This is a genomic window from Filimonas effusa (genome assembly GCF_004118675.1).
GTDB lineage: Bacteria > Bacteroidota > Bacteroidia > Chitinophagales > Chitinophagaceae > Filimonas > Filimonas effusa.
In genome coordinates, this window is sequence record NZ_SDHZ01000002.1 from 1,612,156 (window position 1) to 1,627,755 (window position 15,600).

The 15,600-nt window shown below is 45.6% G+C and carries 12 protein-coding genes and 1 pseudogene; 5 read left to right on the plus strand and 8 right to left on the minus strand.

All coding sequences use genetic code 11. From position 1 onward, the window contains the following. The first annotated feature begins 7 nt into the window (after positions 1–7). Entirely contained in the window at positions 8–4,126 is a 4,119-nt protein-coding gene (locus ESB13_RS17690; protein WP_129004952.1) for a hybrid sensor histidine kinase/response regulator transcription factor, read from the plus strand. A 46-nt stretch (positions 4,127–4,172) separates the two neighbouring features. Here ESB13_RS17690 and bglX read toward each other — a convergent pair whose 3' ends face one another. Further along, the gene (gene bglX, locus ESB13_RS17695; RefSeq protein WP_129004953.1) at positions 4,173–6,395 is read right to left on the minus strand and encodes a beta-glucosidase BglX; all 2,223 of its coding nucleotides are present in this window, start codon (positions 6,393–6,395) and stop codon (positions 4,173–4,175) included. 190 nt (positions 6,396–6,585) lie between these two features. Here bglX and ESB13_RS17700 point away from each other — a divergent pair, with 190 nt between their 5' ends. Both ESB13_RS17700 and ESB13_RS17705 read left to right on the plus strand, forming a co-directional pair. Continuing rightward, positions 6,586–7,428, plus strand: a complete 843-nt coding sequence (locus tag ESB13_RS17700) for a VOC family protein (RefSeq protein ID WP_129004954.1) — start codon at positions 6,586–6,588, stop codon at positions 7,426–7,428. Between the two features lie 175 nt (positions 7,429–7,603). After that, positions 7,604–9,547: a tetratricopeptide repeat-containing sensor histidine kinase gene (locus tag ESB13_RS17705; protein WP_129004955.1), complete on the plus strand. Its 1,944-nt coding sequence runs from the start codon at positions 7,604–7,606 to the stop codon at positions 9,545–9,547. Between the two features lie 96 nt (positions 9,548–9,643). Here the strand turns inward: ESB13_RS17705 and ESB13_RS17710 are convergent, their stop codons facing one another. The 3 genes from ESB13_RS17710 to ESB13_RS17720 all read right to left on the minus strand — a co-directional run bounded on the left by ESB13_RS17710 (position 9,644) and on the right by ESB13_RS17720 (position 11,104). After that, on the minus strand, positions 9,644–10,153 hold the full coding sequence (locus ESB13_RS17710; RefSeq protein WP_129004956.1) for a DinB family protein: 510 nt from the start codon (positions 10,151–10,153) through the stop codon (positions 9,644–9,646). A 135-nt stretch (positions 10,154–10,288) separates the two neighbouring features. Next, positions 10,289–10,690: a hypothetical protein gene (locus ESB13_RS17715; protein WP_129004957.1), complete on the minus strand. Its 402-nt coding sequence runs from the start codon at positions 10,688–10,690 to the stop codon at positions 10,289–10,291. 204 nt (positions 10,691–10,894) lie between these two features. After that, positions 10,895–11,104 (minus strand): hypothetical protein, encoded by a 210-nt coding sequence (locus tag ESB13_RS17720; RefSeq protein ID WP_129004958.1) that lies wholly within the window; start codon positions 11,102–11,104, stop codon positions 10,895–10,897. 200 nt (positions 11,105–11,304) lie between these two features. Here ESB13_RS17720 and ESB13_RS17725 point away from each other — a divergent pair, with 200 nt between their 5' ends. Continuing rightward, entirely contained in the window at positions 11,305–11,727 is a 423-nt protein-coding gene (locus ESB13_RS17725) for an OsmC family protein (RefSeq protein ID WP_129004959.1), read from the plus strand. 11 nt (positions 11,728–11,738) lie between these two features. Here ESB13_RS17725 and ESB13_RS17730 read toward each other — a convergent pair whose 3' ends face one another. The 3 genes from ESB13_RS17730 to ESB13_RS17740 all read right to left on the minus strand — a co-directional run bounded on the left by ESB13_RS17730 (position 11,739) and on the right by ESB13_RS17740 (position 13,823). Continuing rightward, positions 11,739–12,266, minus strand: a complete 528-nt coding sequence (locus ESB13_RS17730; RefSeq protein ID WP_129004960.1) for an HD domain-containing protein — start codon at positions 12,264–12,266, stop codon at positions 11,739–11,741. Between the two features lie 199 nt (positions 12,267–12,465). Next, complete coding sequence (locus ESB13_RS17735) at positions 12,466–12,897, minus strand: hypothetical protein (protein WP_129004961.1); 432 nt, start codon at positions 12,895–12,897, stop codon at positions 12,466–12,468. A gap of 101 nt (positions 12,898–12,998) precedes the next feature. Further along, a complete protein-coding gene (locus ESB13_RS17740; protein ID WP_246022600.1) occupies positions 12,999–13,823 on the minus strand; it encodes an N-acetylmuramoyl-L-alanine amidase in 825 nt (274 codons plus the stop codon). A 139-nt stretch (positions 13,824–13,962) separates the two neighbouring features. On the opposite strand from ESB13_RS17740, the pseudogene ESB13_RS17745 reads away from it, so the two are divergent. Then, a pseudogene (locus ESB13_RS17745) lies at positions 13,963–14,187 on the plus strand (helix-turn-helix domain-containing protein); the annotation flags it as partial. 114 nt (positions 14,188–14,301) lie between these two features. Here the strand turns inward: ESB13_RS17745 and ESB13_RS17750 are convergent. Next, positions 14,302–15,597 carry a TolC family protein gene (locus ESB13_RS17750; RefSeq protein WP_129004962.1) on the minus strand — a complete coding sequence of 432 codons (1,296 nt, stop codon included), beginning with the start codon at positions 15,595–15,597 and terminating at the stop codon, positions 14,302–14,304. Positions 15,598–15,600: the final 3 nt, after the last annotated feature.

Here is a 15,600-nt window from a genome sequence, read left to right on the forward strand (position 1 = left end):
ATTGCTAATGAGGCCATTTGTTTTTCTCCTGTTGGTTTTTTGCTATTGCAAAACCATAGCTCAGCATCCAGGCTTTCAGCACCTAAGTGTAGCAGACGGATTATCACAGAATTCAGTTCTAAGCATCACCCAGGATGCCAAAGGCTTTATGTGGTATGGCACGCGCTCGGGGTTAAACAAATATGATTCACGAAAGATCACCATATACAAAAACAGGCCGGGGGATAGCCTTAGTCTTTCCAGCGACTATATTCTTTCCTTACTAAGCGACAGGCAGCAGAATTTATGGGTTGGCACCAGGAAGGGGCTGAACAGGTATGATGCATTGACCGACCGGTTCAACCGGATTGCGCTTAACGTTACAAATGGGAAATCGCTTAAAAACAATGATATTCATATTACCAGCCTGCTTGAAGACAGCAAGGGGCGGTTGTGGGTGGGAACATCGCAATGTTTGTTGCTGCTCCGCAGCAAGGGGCAGGCATCTTCAGAAACGCAGCCGTCCTTTTTTTCGTTTGAAGGCTACCAGCAATTTCCTTCCAGAGGGGTCATGTGTTTATACGAGGATCGCAGCGGAGCCATATGGGTGGGCACTTATGACGGCGCGGTAAAAATAACGGGCAGCAACGATAACTTTCACACATTGGTATTAGGGCAGCAGGAAGGTACTACAAATGGTCTTCGAGACAACCAGATAACCAGTATTACGCAAGACAAGCAGGGCTGGATGTGGATGGGCACTCTTACAGGCGGGTTACATCGTTGCGACAGCACCGGCAGGGACTTCAGCTATTATACGCATTCAGATGTACAGCCGGGCAGCCTGGTCAATAATCATGTAAGGAAGCTGATTTTTGATAACGATGAGCAATTATGGATTGGCACGCAGGAAGGCATTTCTGTAATGGATACCCGTTCGGGTTTATTCCGGTCGTATGTTAATGATGCATGGGACCCACAGAGCCTGAGTCAAAACTCCGTTCATAGTTTCTATAAGGACAATGCAGGTACTATATGGGTGGGCACCTTTTTCGGTGGTGTTAACTATGCCACATCGTACCATACAAGTTTCCAGGTGTTCAATAACAGATCAAGGGTTGGGCGTTTGAGTAACAATGTGGTTAGTTCCATTATTGAAGATAACGACAGGCAGCTTTGGATAGGTACGGAAGGTGGTGGCTTAAACTGTATAGATGCCATTACCCGAAAGGTTACGTACTACCAGCATAAACCTTCTGACGCGGGGAGTGTAGGGTCTAATCTTATAAAGACCATTTACAAAGACAAGCAGGGTTTGCTTTGGATAGGCACACATGGCGGAGGGCTGAACCTTTTTGAAAGTAACAGCCGACGTTTTACGCGTTATTTATATAAAGAGAATGATCCGGAAACGCAGGGGGCGGAGATCACTGCTTTACTGGAAGACAGCCGTGGTCTTTTCTGGATAGGCACTGATGCTTCGGGTTTGAAGCTTTACAGGAAAAACGGGAAAGAACTTAATACCTATACCGGCGCCCTGCAGGTGATTAAGGGTATAGGGAACCGGTCTGTGCTTAGTTTTCTTGAAGTATCGGGCGGAGAGGTGTGGATAGGTACATCGAACGGGCTATTCAGAACAGACGGCAACCTTGCGGAACTGAGGTTACATTTACTGGAGAACAAGAGCAGCAGTTATCCCTATCATGTAAACAGTCTTACCCGGGACAGGCAGGGGAATATATGGGTAGGCACTTATTATAACGGGATCAATGTTTATGATAATACAGGCAAGAAGATCGCTTCTTATACACAGGAGGATGGATTACCGGATAATAATATCCTGGGAATACTGGAGGATGAGGCGACGCATTCTTTCTGGATAAGTACTGCGAACGGGCTTGCGAGGTTTTCGCCGGCGAATAAAAGGTTTACCGTGTATACAGAGGCAGATGGTATTGCGGGGAATGTGTTTAACAACAATGCCTATTATAAGAACGGTAACGGTATGTTCTTCTTTGGTGGATTTAACGGGCTTTCTGCTTTTTACCCGGGACAGATAAAAGAGAATACTTTAATGCCTCCTATTGTTATTACAGATCTCAAGCTCTTCAATAAACCTGTAGTTGCGGGGGATGGCAGCAAGGTACTTTCACAGGTTGTAGGTCATAGCCAGGCTATAAAGCTAAAGTATGACCAGAATGTATTCTCTATTGACTTTGCCATTCTCAATTATATTAAACCGGAAAAGAACAGATATGCCTGGCGGCTGGAGGGTTTTGACCAGGACTGGAATTACGGCACTGTCCCAACTGCTTCTTATACCAATATTCCCCCGGGAGACTATCATTTTCTTGTAAAAGGCGCCAATAATGACGGGACCTGGAGCAAAGTTACCCGTTTACAGGTTTCTGTGCTTCCGCCCTTCTGGAAGACCTGGTGGGCTTATAGTTTTTACATATTACTTGTTGTTACATTAGCATTCTTTATCACGCGTTTTTTCTTCCTGAGAGCCTTACTTCAAAGGAACCAGGAACTTACCCAACTGAAGCTTAATTTCTTTACCAATATTTCGCATGAAATAAGGACGCATCTTTCGCTGATCATTGGTCCTGCTGAAAGGATGTTACTCAACAACCATAATGATGAAAACAAACAGCAGCTGCGTACTATCAAAAACAATTCGGAGAGCCTGCTTCAACTGGTAAATGAACTGATGGATTTCAGGAAGGCTGAAACGGGGCATTTATCGTTACATGTGTCCGGCTGGAACCTGGTGGCATTTCTTAGTTCTATTTCTGAATCGTTTCATGAGCTTTCTGTTACCAGGAATATCAGGTTAGATTTTATAAGTGCTACTCAAGATGCTGAAGTGTGGTTTGATAAAGAGCAACTAAAAAAGGTATTTTATAATCTTTTATCCAATGCTTTTAAATTCACTGCAGATGGTGGTTATATAAGTATTGTCATTGAAGAGAAGAAAGCCACAGTAGACATAAAGGTTACCGATAACGGCAAAGGCATTTCGAAGGAGAACATCGACAAGTTATTTGACAACTATTTCCAGGAAGATGATGCAGGGAAACAAAATACAGGTTACGGAATAGGGCTTGCCCTTTCGAAGAGTATTGTAGAAATGCACAAGGGGCAGCTGCATGTTTCAAGCGAACCGGTTAGTTCAACTGAACACTACACCTGTTTTACGGTTAGTTTGCTTAAGGGCAGTGCTCATTTCAAACCTGAGCAGATTGTCAGGCAAACAGCGGGCGCTCCGGAGCCGGAACCGGCGTTTGATGCCGGCGGGGCTATGGCATCTCCGATATCTGAAGCCGGGACCGGTCTGACACCTGCAGCCACTATTTTGCTGGTTGAGGATAATCCTTCGATCAGGAGCTTTATCAGGGAAGCGTTGCAAAACAGGTATCATATTCTTGAAAGCAGTAATGGAGTAGAAGGATTAGAGGTTGCAACAGCACATATTCCCGACCTTATCATCAGTGATGTAATGATGCCTGAAATGGATGGTTTTAGTTTTTGCAGCAAGGTAAAAACAGATGCCCGTACCAATCATATTCCAGTGATACTTCTTACGGCGAAAACTGCGGTGGCGCACCAGGTGAGCGGTCTTGAAACGGGTGCAGACATTTATCTTACCAAACCCTTCAGCATACAGGTACTGGAATTACAGATCCGTAACCTGCTTGCTTCGCGCGAGCGTTTATGGCAACGATTCCAGCAGGAGTTGCAGTTACTGCCTGCGCGGGCATCTGATATGAAAGACAGCATGGCGTTGGTTCAGGTGGAGCAACCGGCATTACATCCGCTTGATGCTGCATTTATTGCTGACATAAAACAAATGGTGGAGGAGCATATGGAAGATCCCGATTTTGGCATTGCATTGCTTGCCAAAAAGGCGGCTATGAGTCAGCCTGTTCTTTTCAAAAAGATCAAGGCCATTACCGGCATGACAGCCAATGACTTTGTTAAATCGCTTCGCCTGAAACGGGCTACGGAACTGCTGCGTGAAAACAGGTATACTGTTTATGAAGTTTCTTATATGGTTGGTTATGAAAACAGCAAATATTTCAGCAGGGAATTCAAGAAGCAGTTTGGGAAAACGCCTACGGAGTGGATGGGGGATGGCAGATGACAAAAGATGGCGTACCGGGTTTTGATGCGCCACCTTTTGTTGTTATTTATTTATAGTTGATAGTTCCTTTCAATGGGGTGTTATCGGAAGCCCCGCCTATCATTACGTCGAACTCACCGGGTTCTGTTATGAGCTTCAAGTTGCTGTTATAGAATGCCAGTTTGTTTTTGTCAAGTGTGAAGCTGATGGTTTTGCTTTCACCTGGCTGCAACATTAGTTTTTGATATCCTACCAGCTCTTTCAGCGGGCGAACGATGGAAGCAACTTTATCTCGAATGTAGCACTGTGTTACTTCTTCACCTGCTACGTTACCTGTGTTGGTTATCACAAACGACACTTTTACCGAGTCGTTGCCACTGAAGGAGGTTTTACTGAACTGCAGGTTGCTGTATCCGAAAGTTGTATAACTTAAGCCATAACCGAAAGCGTATTGAGGTGTATTCACTACATCGATATAAGCGGAGCGGTAGGTAATATCGCCGTTGGGTAATACGGGGCGTCCTGTACTTGTTTGTTTATAGGTAATTGGAATCTGGCCGAGGTTACGGGGAAAGGTTACCGGTAGTTTTCCAGAAGGATTGTATTTTCCGAAGAGGACATTTGATATGGCATTACCTGCTTCGCTACCTAACCACCAGGCATATACTATGGCATCGGCTTGTGCGTTTACGGTATCCATGATCAATGGACGGCCAGCCATTACTACGGCCACTACGGGTTTACCAGTTGCTTTTATTGCTGCCAGCAGTTGTTGCTGAACGCCTGGCACACCGATGTTGCTTCTTGATTTTGCTTCGCCGCTCATGGTAAAAGTTTCGCCTATGGCCATTACGACTATGTCGGCCTGGCGGGCTATGCCGAGCGCTTCTTCGAAGCCTGATCTATCATTTCCTTTTATGGCGCATCCTTTGGCGGTAAGGATGGAAGCGCCGGATGCATTGTTTTTGAGGCCATCGTATATATTAACGAAGATGGTGGTATCGACAGGCTGTACTGCCCATCCGCCGGCCATATCGAGTTTAGATTTTGATAACGGTCCGATCAGGGCTATGGTTTTAGCTGCTGTAGTGATGGGCAGTGTTTTGTTTTCATTTTTCAATAATACGATAGAACGTTCTGCTACTTTACGTGCTATTGCTGCGTGAGAAGGATCGTTCAGTACACGTTGTTCTCTTGCGGGGTCGGAGAATTTAAAGGGATCATCGAAGAGGCCGAGTTCATATTTTTTATAGAGGATGCGGCGTACGGCGTCGTCGATGAGTGCGACATCTACTTTCTTTTGTTTTACGAGCAGTGCGAGGCCATTGATATATGCTTTGCTTTCCATGTCCATATCACTACCGGCGGTGATGGCCTGGAGGGCTGCGATGGTATCATTTTCTGCGAAACCGTGATGTGTCATTTCGCCTATGGAGCCCCAGTCGCTTACGACGAAGCCATTGAATTTCCATTTACCTTTTAATATATCCCTTTGCAGGTAAGCGTTACCTGTAGCGGGAACACCGTTAAGAGAGTTGAAGGAGTTCATAAAAGTTGCTACGCCTGCTTCTACGGCGGCGTGGAAAGGCGGGAGGTAGTCTTGCCAAAGCTGTACTTCGCTCATATCAACAGCGTTGTAGTCGCGTCCTGCTATGGCTGCGCCGTAGGCGGCGAAGTGTTTGGCGCAGGCCATGATGGCGTCGGTACCGCCGAGGCGGGCTCCCTGGAAGCCACGTACTCTTGCTTTGGCGGCAAGTACGCCGAGGTAGGTATCTTCACCGGCGCCTTCCATGATGCGGCCCCAGCGCGGATCTTTTGCAATATCGACCATTGGTGCAAAAGTCCAGTGGATACCACATGCAGCGGCTTCTTTAGCGGCTATGTGTGCTGCCTGTTCGAGGAGTTGCATATCCCATGATGCAGTTTCGCCCAGGGGAATAGGGAATACGGTTTTGTAGCCATGTATCACATCGAGGCCAAAGAGCAGTGGGATCTTTAGACGGGACTGCAGGGCCATTTCCTGGACTTCGCGGGTATCTTTTGCGCCTTTTACATTGAGCATGCTGCCTACCATGCCTGATGAGATATCGGCCTTTTGTGTTTTGTTCTGTTCATTAACAGGACCTGTTACCTGGCGGCCCGAATATTGATTCAGTTGACCGATCTTTTCTTCGAGCGTCATTTTGGCCAGGAGTGTATTTACTTTTTTTAAGATCACGGGATCATAAGACTGGGCGTAGGAGGAGGTTGAAACGACCAGGGCAAGCAAGAGGTTCGTCAGGAGTTTCATATATTTTATTTTTCAATCGTTGCGTATGCAATTTAAGGTTTCCGGCATCCAATATATCTTGAAAAATTGAGATATTAAGCGGTGTTTTAAAGCGCTGTCGTTTTCAACCCTAAGAATGTCTTTTTTAGCCCTATGAAACCGTTCCCAAGGATCGTATGTTTACATTACCGAAAAAATAAAACATTTTTTTATGAATAACTCTATCTATCCATGCCTCACCATCAAGGGTAAAATTGCGGAGGCGGCGGCTTTATATGCGGATGTATTTGGCGCGAAGACCGTTCAGTCGTCGCCTATTGTAAACATACTGGAGATTGACGGGCAGAAACTGATGTTGCTGAATGATGGCCCTACGAGTAAGCCCAATCCTGCGATTTCGTTCATGTTTTCGAATGAGCATAAGGAGGCAACGGAAGCGTGCTGGAACAAACTGACAGAAGGCGGCAAGGTATTGATGCCTTTGGACAGTTATCCGTGGAGTTCTTATTACGGCTGGGTTGAAGACAAGTATGGGGTGAACTGGCAATTAATAACCAATAAGGAGGAGCTGCCTATACAAAGGTTTTCTCCGACGCTTATGTTTGTTGGTGATAATGCGGGCAAAGCGGCGGCAGCTATTTCGTTCTATACGCAGTTATTTCCTCAATCAAACGTAAGGGGCATTTTAAAATACGGAGAAGGAGAGGGCGACAATACCGACTATATTAAACATGCCCAATTTTCTGTTAACGGTTATGTGATGATGGCGATGGATAGTTCACATGCTCATCATTTTACATTTGTTGATGCAGTATCGTTGGTTGCAGCGTGTAATACACAGGAAGAGATTGACCGGTATTGGGAAACGCTTACGAGCGAAGGCGGTAAAGAGATTGCCTGCGGATGGCTGGTGGACAAATATGGCGTGAGCTGGCAGATAGTACCTGCCAACCTGGGTGCACTGATGAGTAAGGGTGGAGAAAAGGCTCAGCGCGTAATGAGTGCCTTGCTGAAGATGAAAAAGCTTGTTATAAAGGACCTGGAAAATGCTTAGTGTGGAAAGGTTTACCCATTGAAACAGACCCCGGGGTCTATTATGGATTTAACATTATAAGGGCTCCCCGATTAAGGGGAATATCGCTCAGAAATAAATATCTTTATAAGGATTTTTATTTCTTAACCCTCAAACTGTAAGTCCTATCCGGCGTTCCGGCTATTAACCCCAAGGTATGTTTCTGAGACGTATTGCCTTATTGCTGCTGATATTACCCTTGTTTGTGCACGCCCAAAACCTAGACTCGCTTTTAGCGGCCTGGAAGCAGCGTATTGTGCAAAAGCATCAACGTGCAGATACCGGCTCGATTGATCTTATGAACGCTATTGCCAGGGCTTATGAGCCTTATGGGTCGGACAGTACGATCTATTTCAGCCGGCAGGCTATCCATCATTCGCAGAAGATAGGTTATAAACGTGGTGAGGCTACTGCCAACACCAATCTCGCCAAGTTATATTATCATTTAGGGGAATATAATCTTACCCTGGAGTATGCGCTGATAGCGTTAAACTTAAGCAAGCAGATCAACAACCTGGAGGAGATGGCGAATGCTTCGAATATGCTGGGGCTTGTTTATTTAACGGAAAAAGATGTAAAGGCTTCTCTTTCTCAATTTTTAAGAGCTGCTGCGCTTAACCAGCAACTGAATAATCAAGGCCGGTTGTCGGCGAACTATTTCAATATTGCTTTGTGTTATTTTGACGATAAGCAACCTGACCATGCATTTCGTTATCTTTTAAGGAGCAAGGCCATTAGTACCGCCATCAATGATAAGCGGATGCGTACTATGGCCAACAACAAGCTTGCTGATTATTATTACCAGAAGGGAGAGAGTGGCAGGGCTATTCTTTTTTATACATCGGTCATTGAAAATAAAGCGTTCCAGGATGAGTGGGAAACGGGGTATGCTTTAACTGGTTTGGCGGAGTGTTATTATGCGCAGCGGTCATATGATAAGGCTGTCAGCTATGGAGAAAAGGGGCTTGCGAATGCGAGGCGTGTTAATGCCAAATGGGATATCGAGCGTTCGCTGAGAATACTTCATAAGACCTACAAAGCGACCGGCGAGATCGAGAAAGCATATGATTACCTGGTGCAGGAAAAGTTGTATAGTGACAGTCTTTTTAATGAGTCGAAGGAAAGTGAGATCAATGGTCTTCATCTTAAACAGGAGCGTGCGGAAAACGAGCTACTTGTCAAGAGCAACCAGATAGCAAGAGATAAGAGGGCTGTTGACAAGATGATCATTTTTGTAATACTGTTGGTGGCTTTGTTCCTGGGTTTGGTTTTGATCATGGTATTAAAGAATGCTTCACGTATTAAGCGGCTTTATAAAAAGCTTCAAAGTAAATCGGATCAGATCATTATACAAAAGAAACTGATCGAGCAAAAGAACCAGGAGCTGGAGGAGCTGAATCAAACGAAGGACCAGTTATTTTCAATTGTAGGTCATGATTTGCGGACTCCTTTTGCGTCGATGTTGGGGACCCAGGAGTTATTTGCAGATAATCACCTGGCGGAAACGGAAAAGCAACTGCTGGTTGCGCGTTTCTTTGAGCAGATGTCTGTGACTTCGGCGATGCTTGAGAATTTATTGTTATGGGCCAACAATCAGCGGAAGGGATTAAAAGCTGATAAGCAAGTTGCCAGTCCTGATGCTGTTATCCAGGAGTTGCTGGAATTGTTCCGGAAGGTTGCGGAGCAAAAGCAGATCACTATTATTCATATTCGTGGGGAGCAGGTAAGGATACATGCGGATATCGATCAATTGCGGATCTTACTTCAGAATATCATTACCAATGCGATAAAGTTCACGATGCCCGGCGGATCGATTGTGATCAGGACTTCGGGTGATAAGGAGCGGGTAAACATATCGATCAAGGACAATGGTATAGGTATGGCGGCCGATAAAGTTGACAGGCTGTTCCATGATGTTGGAAAGAACATTTCTACTTATGGTACGGGGCGGGAACGTGGTATTGGCATTGGGTTGATGCTGGTTGACAAGTTTGTGCAAATGAATGACGGCAGCATTAGTGTAAACAGCAAGGAGGGAGAAGGCACCGAGTTCATTATAAGCTTTCCGGCTGGGAATGCAGGTAGTTGCAGCGAGTTGTAATGCCAGTTATTTATTGGCCTCAAGTACATATACATCAGGGGCTGACCGTTGTTTTGGGTCAGCTCCTGATTCCACTATTTAGCTTATTCCCTGTTATCAGTTACGGTCCCAGAAGGCTGGTGGTTCTATGCCAAGGCTGCGGAGGTATACATAACCCTGGGCGCGGTGGTGTACTTCGTTATCGATAAAATAAAGCACTGTAGAATAAACTGTTCCTTCGAACTGGCCGAAGGCCATGATAGTTTCGCGGAAACGTTCTTCGGAGATCTGCGGGAAGCGTTCTATGATGGTTTCTGTTCCTTTATCCCATAGGGCAAGCACGTGGGCTTTGGTTCTTTGCTCTTCGGGATATGAGTGTTCCCAGCTGGAGTCGGTATTCCATTTGTCGGTAACAATGCCTTCGATGCCGGGTACGCTTACGTCGATCAATTCTTTTACCATAATAGCAAAGGGGCGCATACCGCCTATGCTGTAGGTAAAGAACTGGTCTTCGGGGAATGCTTCGATGGCTTTACGGGTAAGGCGGCGATGGCCTATCCATTCGTTTAGCAGGTCGGCGGAAGAAATGAAGGACTGCGCTTCAACGGCTGTGTTTTGTGTTGTCATAACGATAAGATTTCTGTTATTGTGTGTTTGCTTACACAAAGGAAAAAAGAGGCACTGACAACCTTATGGCAGCCTGTTTTCGAATTATAAAAAAAAGACGGAGATAGTAGAGTAGAATGCAGCTATACCAGTCACTTAATCTTTTTTCAGATCGATAACCAATTCTTTGGGCGTTAGTGTACGATTTGCTTTTGTGGCAATATCTATGGCGATGCCTATTATACCTCCAAAAAGCAAGTTGGGCCAGATCCAGCCGTTGTGTTTATAACCGAGATTAATGATTGAATCCTGGTATCCCGGCTTATGGAATAGGAGAACATATCCTTTTTTTCCACTGCTGTCTTTTAACGGTTCTCCGCTACGCTTCAGGTATAGTTCAGGAAGGGCGCCTGTTTGTTTCGTACCATTAATGTACACGTTGACATTATCCTGTTTATAACTTACCGGAATTGATTGTCTACTGCCTTTGATAATGGTGGCGCAAGAGGAAAAAAAGGAGATAATAGCAATAAAGGCCAGGATTGGTTTTGATGTCATATATTGGTTATTTGAGAAACAAAATACCAAAACCAGCGCATAAATACCAGCCGGTTAAAAAAAGAAGTTGCGGGTTATTTTGCCGGATGCGTTTGCATACTGGTTAACCGGCCAGCTATTGATTAAAATAAAACAAGTGTATGATAACTGAATCCTGTTTGAAAGCCTGTAGCTATTTGGATCTATCTATCATACACCTGTTTATTAGCTCTTGTTTTCTTTTTTATCTTTTTCCTGTTTTTTATCGCCGTCTTCTTCTTCCATGGTTTCTTTAGCTGATTGTACTAAAGAAGAGATGGGGCCTTCCATATGTTCCTGCGGGTCGGTAGTGTGCAAGGTTTCGGGATCGGGCTTTATAGCGTCTTTATCCTTTTCCTTTTTGGGGTCTTTGTTTGTTACATCTTTCTGTGTCATAGGTAATTGTTTTTGTGTTCTGTTGATTAGAAGTAAAATCATGCCAAGGGCAGCAGGATCAGCAGAAGTTTTGGGCTGAACCTTTTGGGTGTTTTCCTGTTAACCCAGTTCCATATTTTAACCTGGGTTAAAATATTTGCACGGGTTAGGTTAGAACTTTACATCATCAAAAAACAATACAAACACTAAACTTGAAATTTATGAAAAGGACAGCAAACGCTCATTGGAATGGCAACCTGAAAGAAGGAAATGGTACTATTTCAACGCAGAGCACTACCCTGAGCAATACGCAATACTCTTTCAATACCCGTTTTGCCGAGGGTGTGGGCACCAATCCTGAAGAACTGTTAGGCGCTTCGCATGCGGGATGTTTTACCATGGCATTAAGCGCTGCGCTCACTGAAAAAGGGATCACTGCCGGGGATCTGGATACAAAGGCGACAGTAGAATTTGACATGTCGGCTCTGAAGATCTCGAACATTACACTTGACTTAAAGGCTTCTGCCATTGAAGGCGTTTCGGAGGAGGATTTCAAGGCTTTTGCGAACGGAGCGAAAGAGAATTGTCCTATATCAAAGGCGCTTGGCGGGACGAATATTACGCTGAATGTGATTTATGGTTAGTGCCGGCAGGTTTACTTAAACATTGGCAAGGGATAAAAGGGGTGCCGGAAAGCGTGTCCGGAAACGCCTTTCAGGAGGAACAGGTGGAAACCCCGGCCGGGATAGTTCCGCCTGTTTTCTTTTAGTTGCTTTGGTTTGAGGCCGAAGCGGAAGAGGCCAAAGGATACGTCGGTCCAGTCGGCTTTTCTGAAAGTTTCTACTGTAAGCTGGTAGTTTCCTTTGTATTTAGCGGTTTTATGATGCCAGTAGATCATGGCGGCGATTTCTTCGACCCAGTCGCATGCACCTTCTTCGGTCAAATAATATTCTGCCTGTTCTATAGAGGGGTCGATATAATCGAAGGAATGTTTTATCCAAATACCTATATCATGAAAGACTGCTGCGACGGCGTATTTTCCGGCGTTGGCTTCTGTGGGGTCGATTAAAAGGCAATTGAGATAAACGCGGTAAACGTGGTTGCGATAGGCATTGAACTGCCCTCCTATTACCTCCTTATAAGACAGGAGCAGACTTTCGATCAGTTCGTTTGCCGAAGACATAGGGTGCCTGATTGGGATTCTTTACAAGTTACTTTCTATCTTCTGCATTTGCAAGGAAAAGAAAATATAAAATATTTTATGGAAAACGAATACATGGTGCATCTGATTATCAGAAGGTTGCACTGCTGTTCGGGGGGATAGCAGCGAAAGCTAAAAAGCCCCGGTTAACCGGGGCTTTTCACTACAACTACACACTACACTATTTGCTTTTGTAAAAGTCTCTTTTGGCCTGTGTTATTGCCATTTCGCGTTCATTTTTCAATGAGCGGACCGTTGCTCTTCGTTCTTTACCGCTAATGCTATTATCGTCTCTGGCGGCATTGATCTTTTGCTGATATTCATGTTTAATATCGTCGATCTGCATGTCGAGCTTAGACGGTTTAGGTGCGTAGCGATAACCGTTGTTATAATAGGGACCGGGGTATCCAAAGCCGTATCCATATCCCCATCCCAGGTAAGGAGCGCCCATTCCATAATACATCGGGAAATAAGGTCCTGCAGAAACAATTACCCGGCTGCCACCCCGGTAAAAATTGCCGCCACCCCGTATACCACCGCCCACGTGTCTTTGCGCATTTGCAGCAGTAAAAAGGCCAAGCGACAACAACAGCATCATTCCTATCTTTTTCATGTTGTTACGGGTTTTTAATCTACCTATAAGACGTAAAAACGGCCCGAAAATTACATGGGTCAATGCGTTATAACATTTAGCTAACAGTAGTTCGCGAGCCCTCAGGGGCAGGCCTGCAGTACGGCGTAAAGGATCTTACGATTGGCGTCGGTAAAAGTCCGGGAAGTGTCGGTGGGAACGAAGTGCAGCTTAAAAGCCGACATGGCGGCGAGGCTGTCTTTACAATTATAGCCTACTATTCTCAGGGCCTGAACGGCGTTAAAGTTTTCGGGGATCTGGCTGCCGGTGGTATCGGAATACCAGAGGCCATAACCTCCGGCAGCCAGGCGTTGCCAGGGGAAATACCTGGAGGGGTCTACTTTTCGTCCCGGTGCAATATCGGAATGGCCGATGAAATGGTGTGCGGGGATGCTGTAGTCTTTTTTCAGTTTACGTAAAAGGCGCATCAGGCTGGTGATCTGTTCTTCGGTAAAGGGTTCGTTGCCGTTGTTATCGATTTCGATGCCTATGCTGCTACTGTTGATATCGGAATTACCGCCCCATTGAGAGACGCCGGCGTGCCAGGCGCGGAGGTAGTCGTTAAGCATGTGGTGGATAGTGCCGTTTTTACAGATGACATAATGTGCGCTTACCTGTGAAGCCTGCCTGGTAAAAGCGGCGAGCGTTTGTTCGCAGGAGTTTTGGGCGGTATGGTGTATGATAACGAAGTTGGGTTTTCGTAACCCGAAATTGGTTGTTCCTACCCAATAGGCCGGAGGTAAGGAATCGGGGGCAGGTTGCGCTTTTAATACTGCCGCCAGTGATTTTACTTCGCGGCGGTAGGTTTTATTGGCAGCTGCGTAGGGATTATGGCTGCAACCTATGTTTATTGCCATTATTCCTCCTATGAGCGTTGCTCCTATTTTCCGAAATGCGGCTATTTTCATGAAATGGGTAGTTATAGGAGAAAGTTAAGAAGATGCGGTCAGAAAACATCAGCGAAATTGCTGTTGGCGGATCAGGACGAGCGTGCCTTTAGCTATTTCTTGTTACGGAGAAGATCGTTACCGATGAGCATGGCATTTACGTTTTAAAAAAGCGACTTCGAATACTGTTGTTGAATATATACAGCGTGTAAAGATAGAAGCCGCCAAAAAGGGGCTTGAAACCAGCCGCAAAAGTGTGAATGAGCTGATGTATGATGTTGGTTATTCCGATACCAAAGCTTTCAGAACCGTATTCCGCAAGGTAACGGGGTTATCGCCTGTTCAGTATCGTAACAAGTATAACAAAGAGGCTATTGCGAACTAAGCGGAAAGGCTTTCTCACTTGTTGATCGTGCATTGCATGGCTACCCGTTTATAGACAGTCCGTCCCGCACCGGGGACGACTTCGATAGGGTTGGTGCAGCCGGCACGATTACAATTATAATGCGAGCATGCTGGCTAAGCGTTTCAATTCTATTTCGGAAGATTTGGCGGCGAAGTTGAGGTTTATGAGCCTGTAGCCTGCATCTTCAAAGCTTTTCTGGGCTTCTCTTACTTCGAGGATGGTTGCCTGTTTTACCTGAAATTTCTGCATTACGAGATCCAGCAGCTGCTGGGCAATGTGGAAGTTGGCCTGTTCTGTTTCGAGCTGCTGCATTGTGATGCTATATGCCTGGTAGGTTTTAACCATATTGGCTTCGTAGTCGCGGATGACGCCGCGGCGTTGGAGGTCGGCATTTTTTACATCGTATTCCGCTGCCTGTTGCTGGCGTTTTACGGCACTGCCGTTATAGATGGGAATGGTTACGTTTAAACCTAAAACGGGGCCGTAGCTGTTATTTAAACGCGTATCGCCCGCAGCGCTTTTGTTATAGATAAAGTTATAGCCACCATTAAGCCTTAGGGAAGGATAACGTTGTGCGGCGGTTTCTTTTACGATAAACTCATTGATCTTTACCTGTTGTTCAGCTGCGATGATATCGGGGTTTGTTGTGAGCCTATTTGAAATGGTTTCGAGCAGGATCCCTTTTTCGACGAGGATGGTGTCGGCGATAGCAATGCTTGAATCGGCCTGCAGGGTGAGTTGCCGTAACAGTTCTGTTTTTGCCTGTTTGATGACCAGTTCCTGTGACTGTTGGGCCTGCAGTAAAGCTGTAAGATCGAGTTGTACCTGGAAGAGGTCGGCATTATTGGCAAGGCCTACGCTCTGCTGCACCTTTATGATATCGAGTCTTTGTTGTGAAACGGCTATGGACTGTTCTATTGTTTTTACATAACCCTGCTGGCGTACGATATCGAAGTAGGCGACCATTACCCCTGCGATGGTATTCTGAATTTGTGCGTTGAGTAATTGTTCTGATTGCTTCTGGAGCTGATCGAGCCTGTTTTTGGTGGCTATCACGCGGTATCCGTTAGACAGAAGGATACTGCCTGTAGCGCTGGCGCTGAGGTTATTGGCGGCAACGTTGCTTCTTTTTGTATTCCGGGCTGTATTGGCGAACTCCTGGTTAATGGATGTGATCTGTTCGTTATCGGTGGCAGTGGCGCTTACGGTAGGTAAGCCTCCTGCAACGCCGTAGTTATTCAATACGGCGTTTCTTGAAACGTTGTTCTTAGCCAGTTGTATATCGAGGCTGTTCTTTAGTGCAATATTTATGGCATCGGGGAGTGTGAGCTGCTGTGCCATAGCCAGCGCTGGCATTCCCAAGAGAGCTATTATCAGCGTTCTTTTCATTTT

Bases quoted from the DNA above. Each gene is read 5' to 3' on its own strand.
- bglX (WP_129004953.1), bottom strand. From the start codon at position 6,395: ATGAAACTCCTGACGAACCTCTTGCTTGCCCTGGTCGTTTCAACCTCC.
- ESB13_RS17740 (WP_246022600.1), bottom strand. From the start codon at position 13,823: ATGAAAATAGCCGCATTTCGGAAAATAGGAGCAACGCTCATAGGAGGA.
- ESB13_RS17750 (WP_129004962.1), bottom strand. From the start codon at position 15,597: ATGAAAAGAACGCTGATAATAGCTCTCTTGGGAATGCCAGCGCTGGCT.
- ESB13_RS17730 (WP_129004960.1), bottom strand. From the start codon at position 12,266: ATGTCTTCGGCAAACGAACTGATCGAAAGTCTGCTCCTGTCTTATAAG.
- ESB13_RS17700 (WP_129004954.1), top strand. From the start codon at position 6,586: ATGAATAACTCTATCTATCCATGCCTCACCATCAAGGGTAAAATTGCG.
- ESB13_RS17735 (WP_129004961.1), bottom strand. From the start codon at position 12,897: ATGAAAAAGATAGGAATGATGCTGTTGTTGTCGCTTGGCCTTTTTACT.
- ESB13_RS17720 (WP_129004958.1), bottom strand. From the start codon at position 11,104: ATGACACAGAAAGATGTAACAAACAAAGACCCCAAAAAGGAAAAGGAT.
- ESB13_RS17710 (WP_129004956.1), bottom strand. From the start codon at position 10,153: ATGACAACACAAAACACAGCCGTTGAAGCGCAGTCCTTCATTTCTTCC.
- ESB13_RS17715 (WP_129004957.1), bottom strand. From the start codon at position 10,690: ATGACATCAAAACCAATCCTGGCCTTTATTGCTATTATCTCCTTTTTT.
- ESB13_RS17725 (WP_129004959.1), top strand. From the start codon at position 11,305: ATGAAAAGGACAGCAAACGCTCATTGGAATGGCAACCTGAAAGAAGGA.
- ESB13_RS17690 (WP_129004952.1), top strand. From the start codon at position 8: ATGAGGCCATTTGTTTTTCTCCTGTTGGTTTTTTGCTATTGCAAAACC.
- ESB13_RS17705 (WP_129004955.1), top strand. From the start codon at position 7,604: ATGTTTCTGAGACGTATTGCCTTATTGCTGCTGATATTACCCTTGTTT.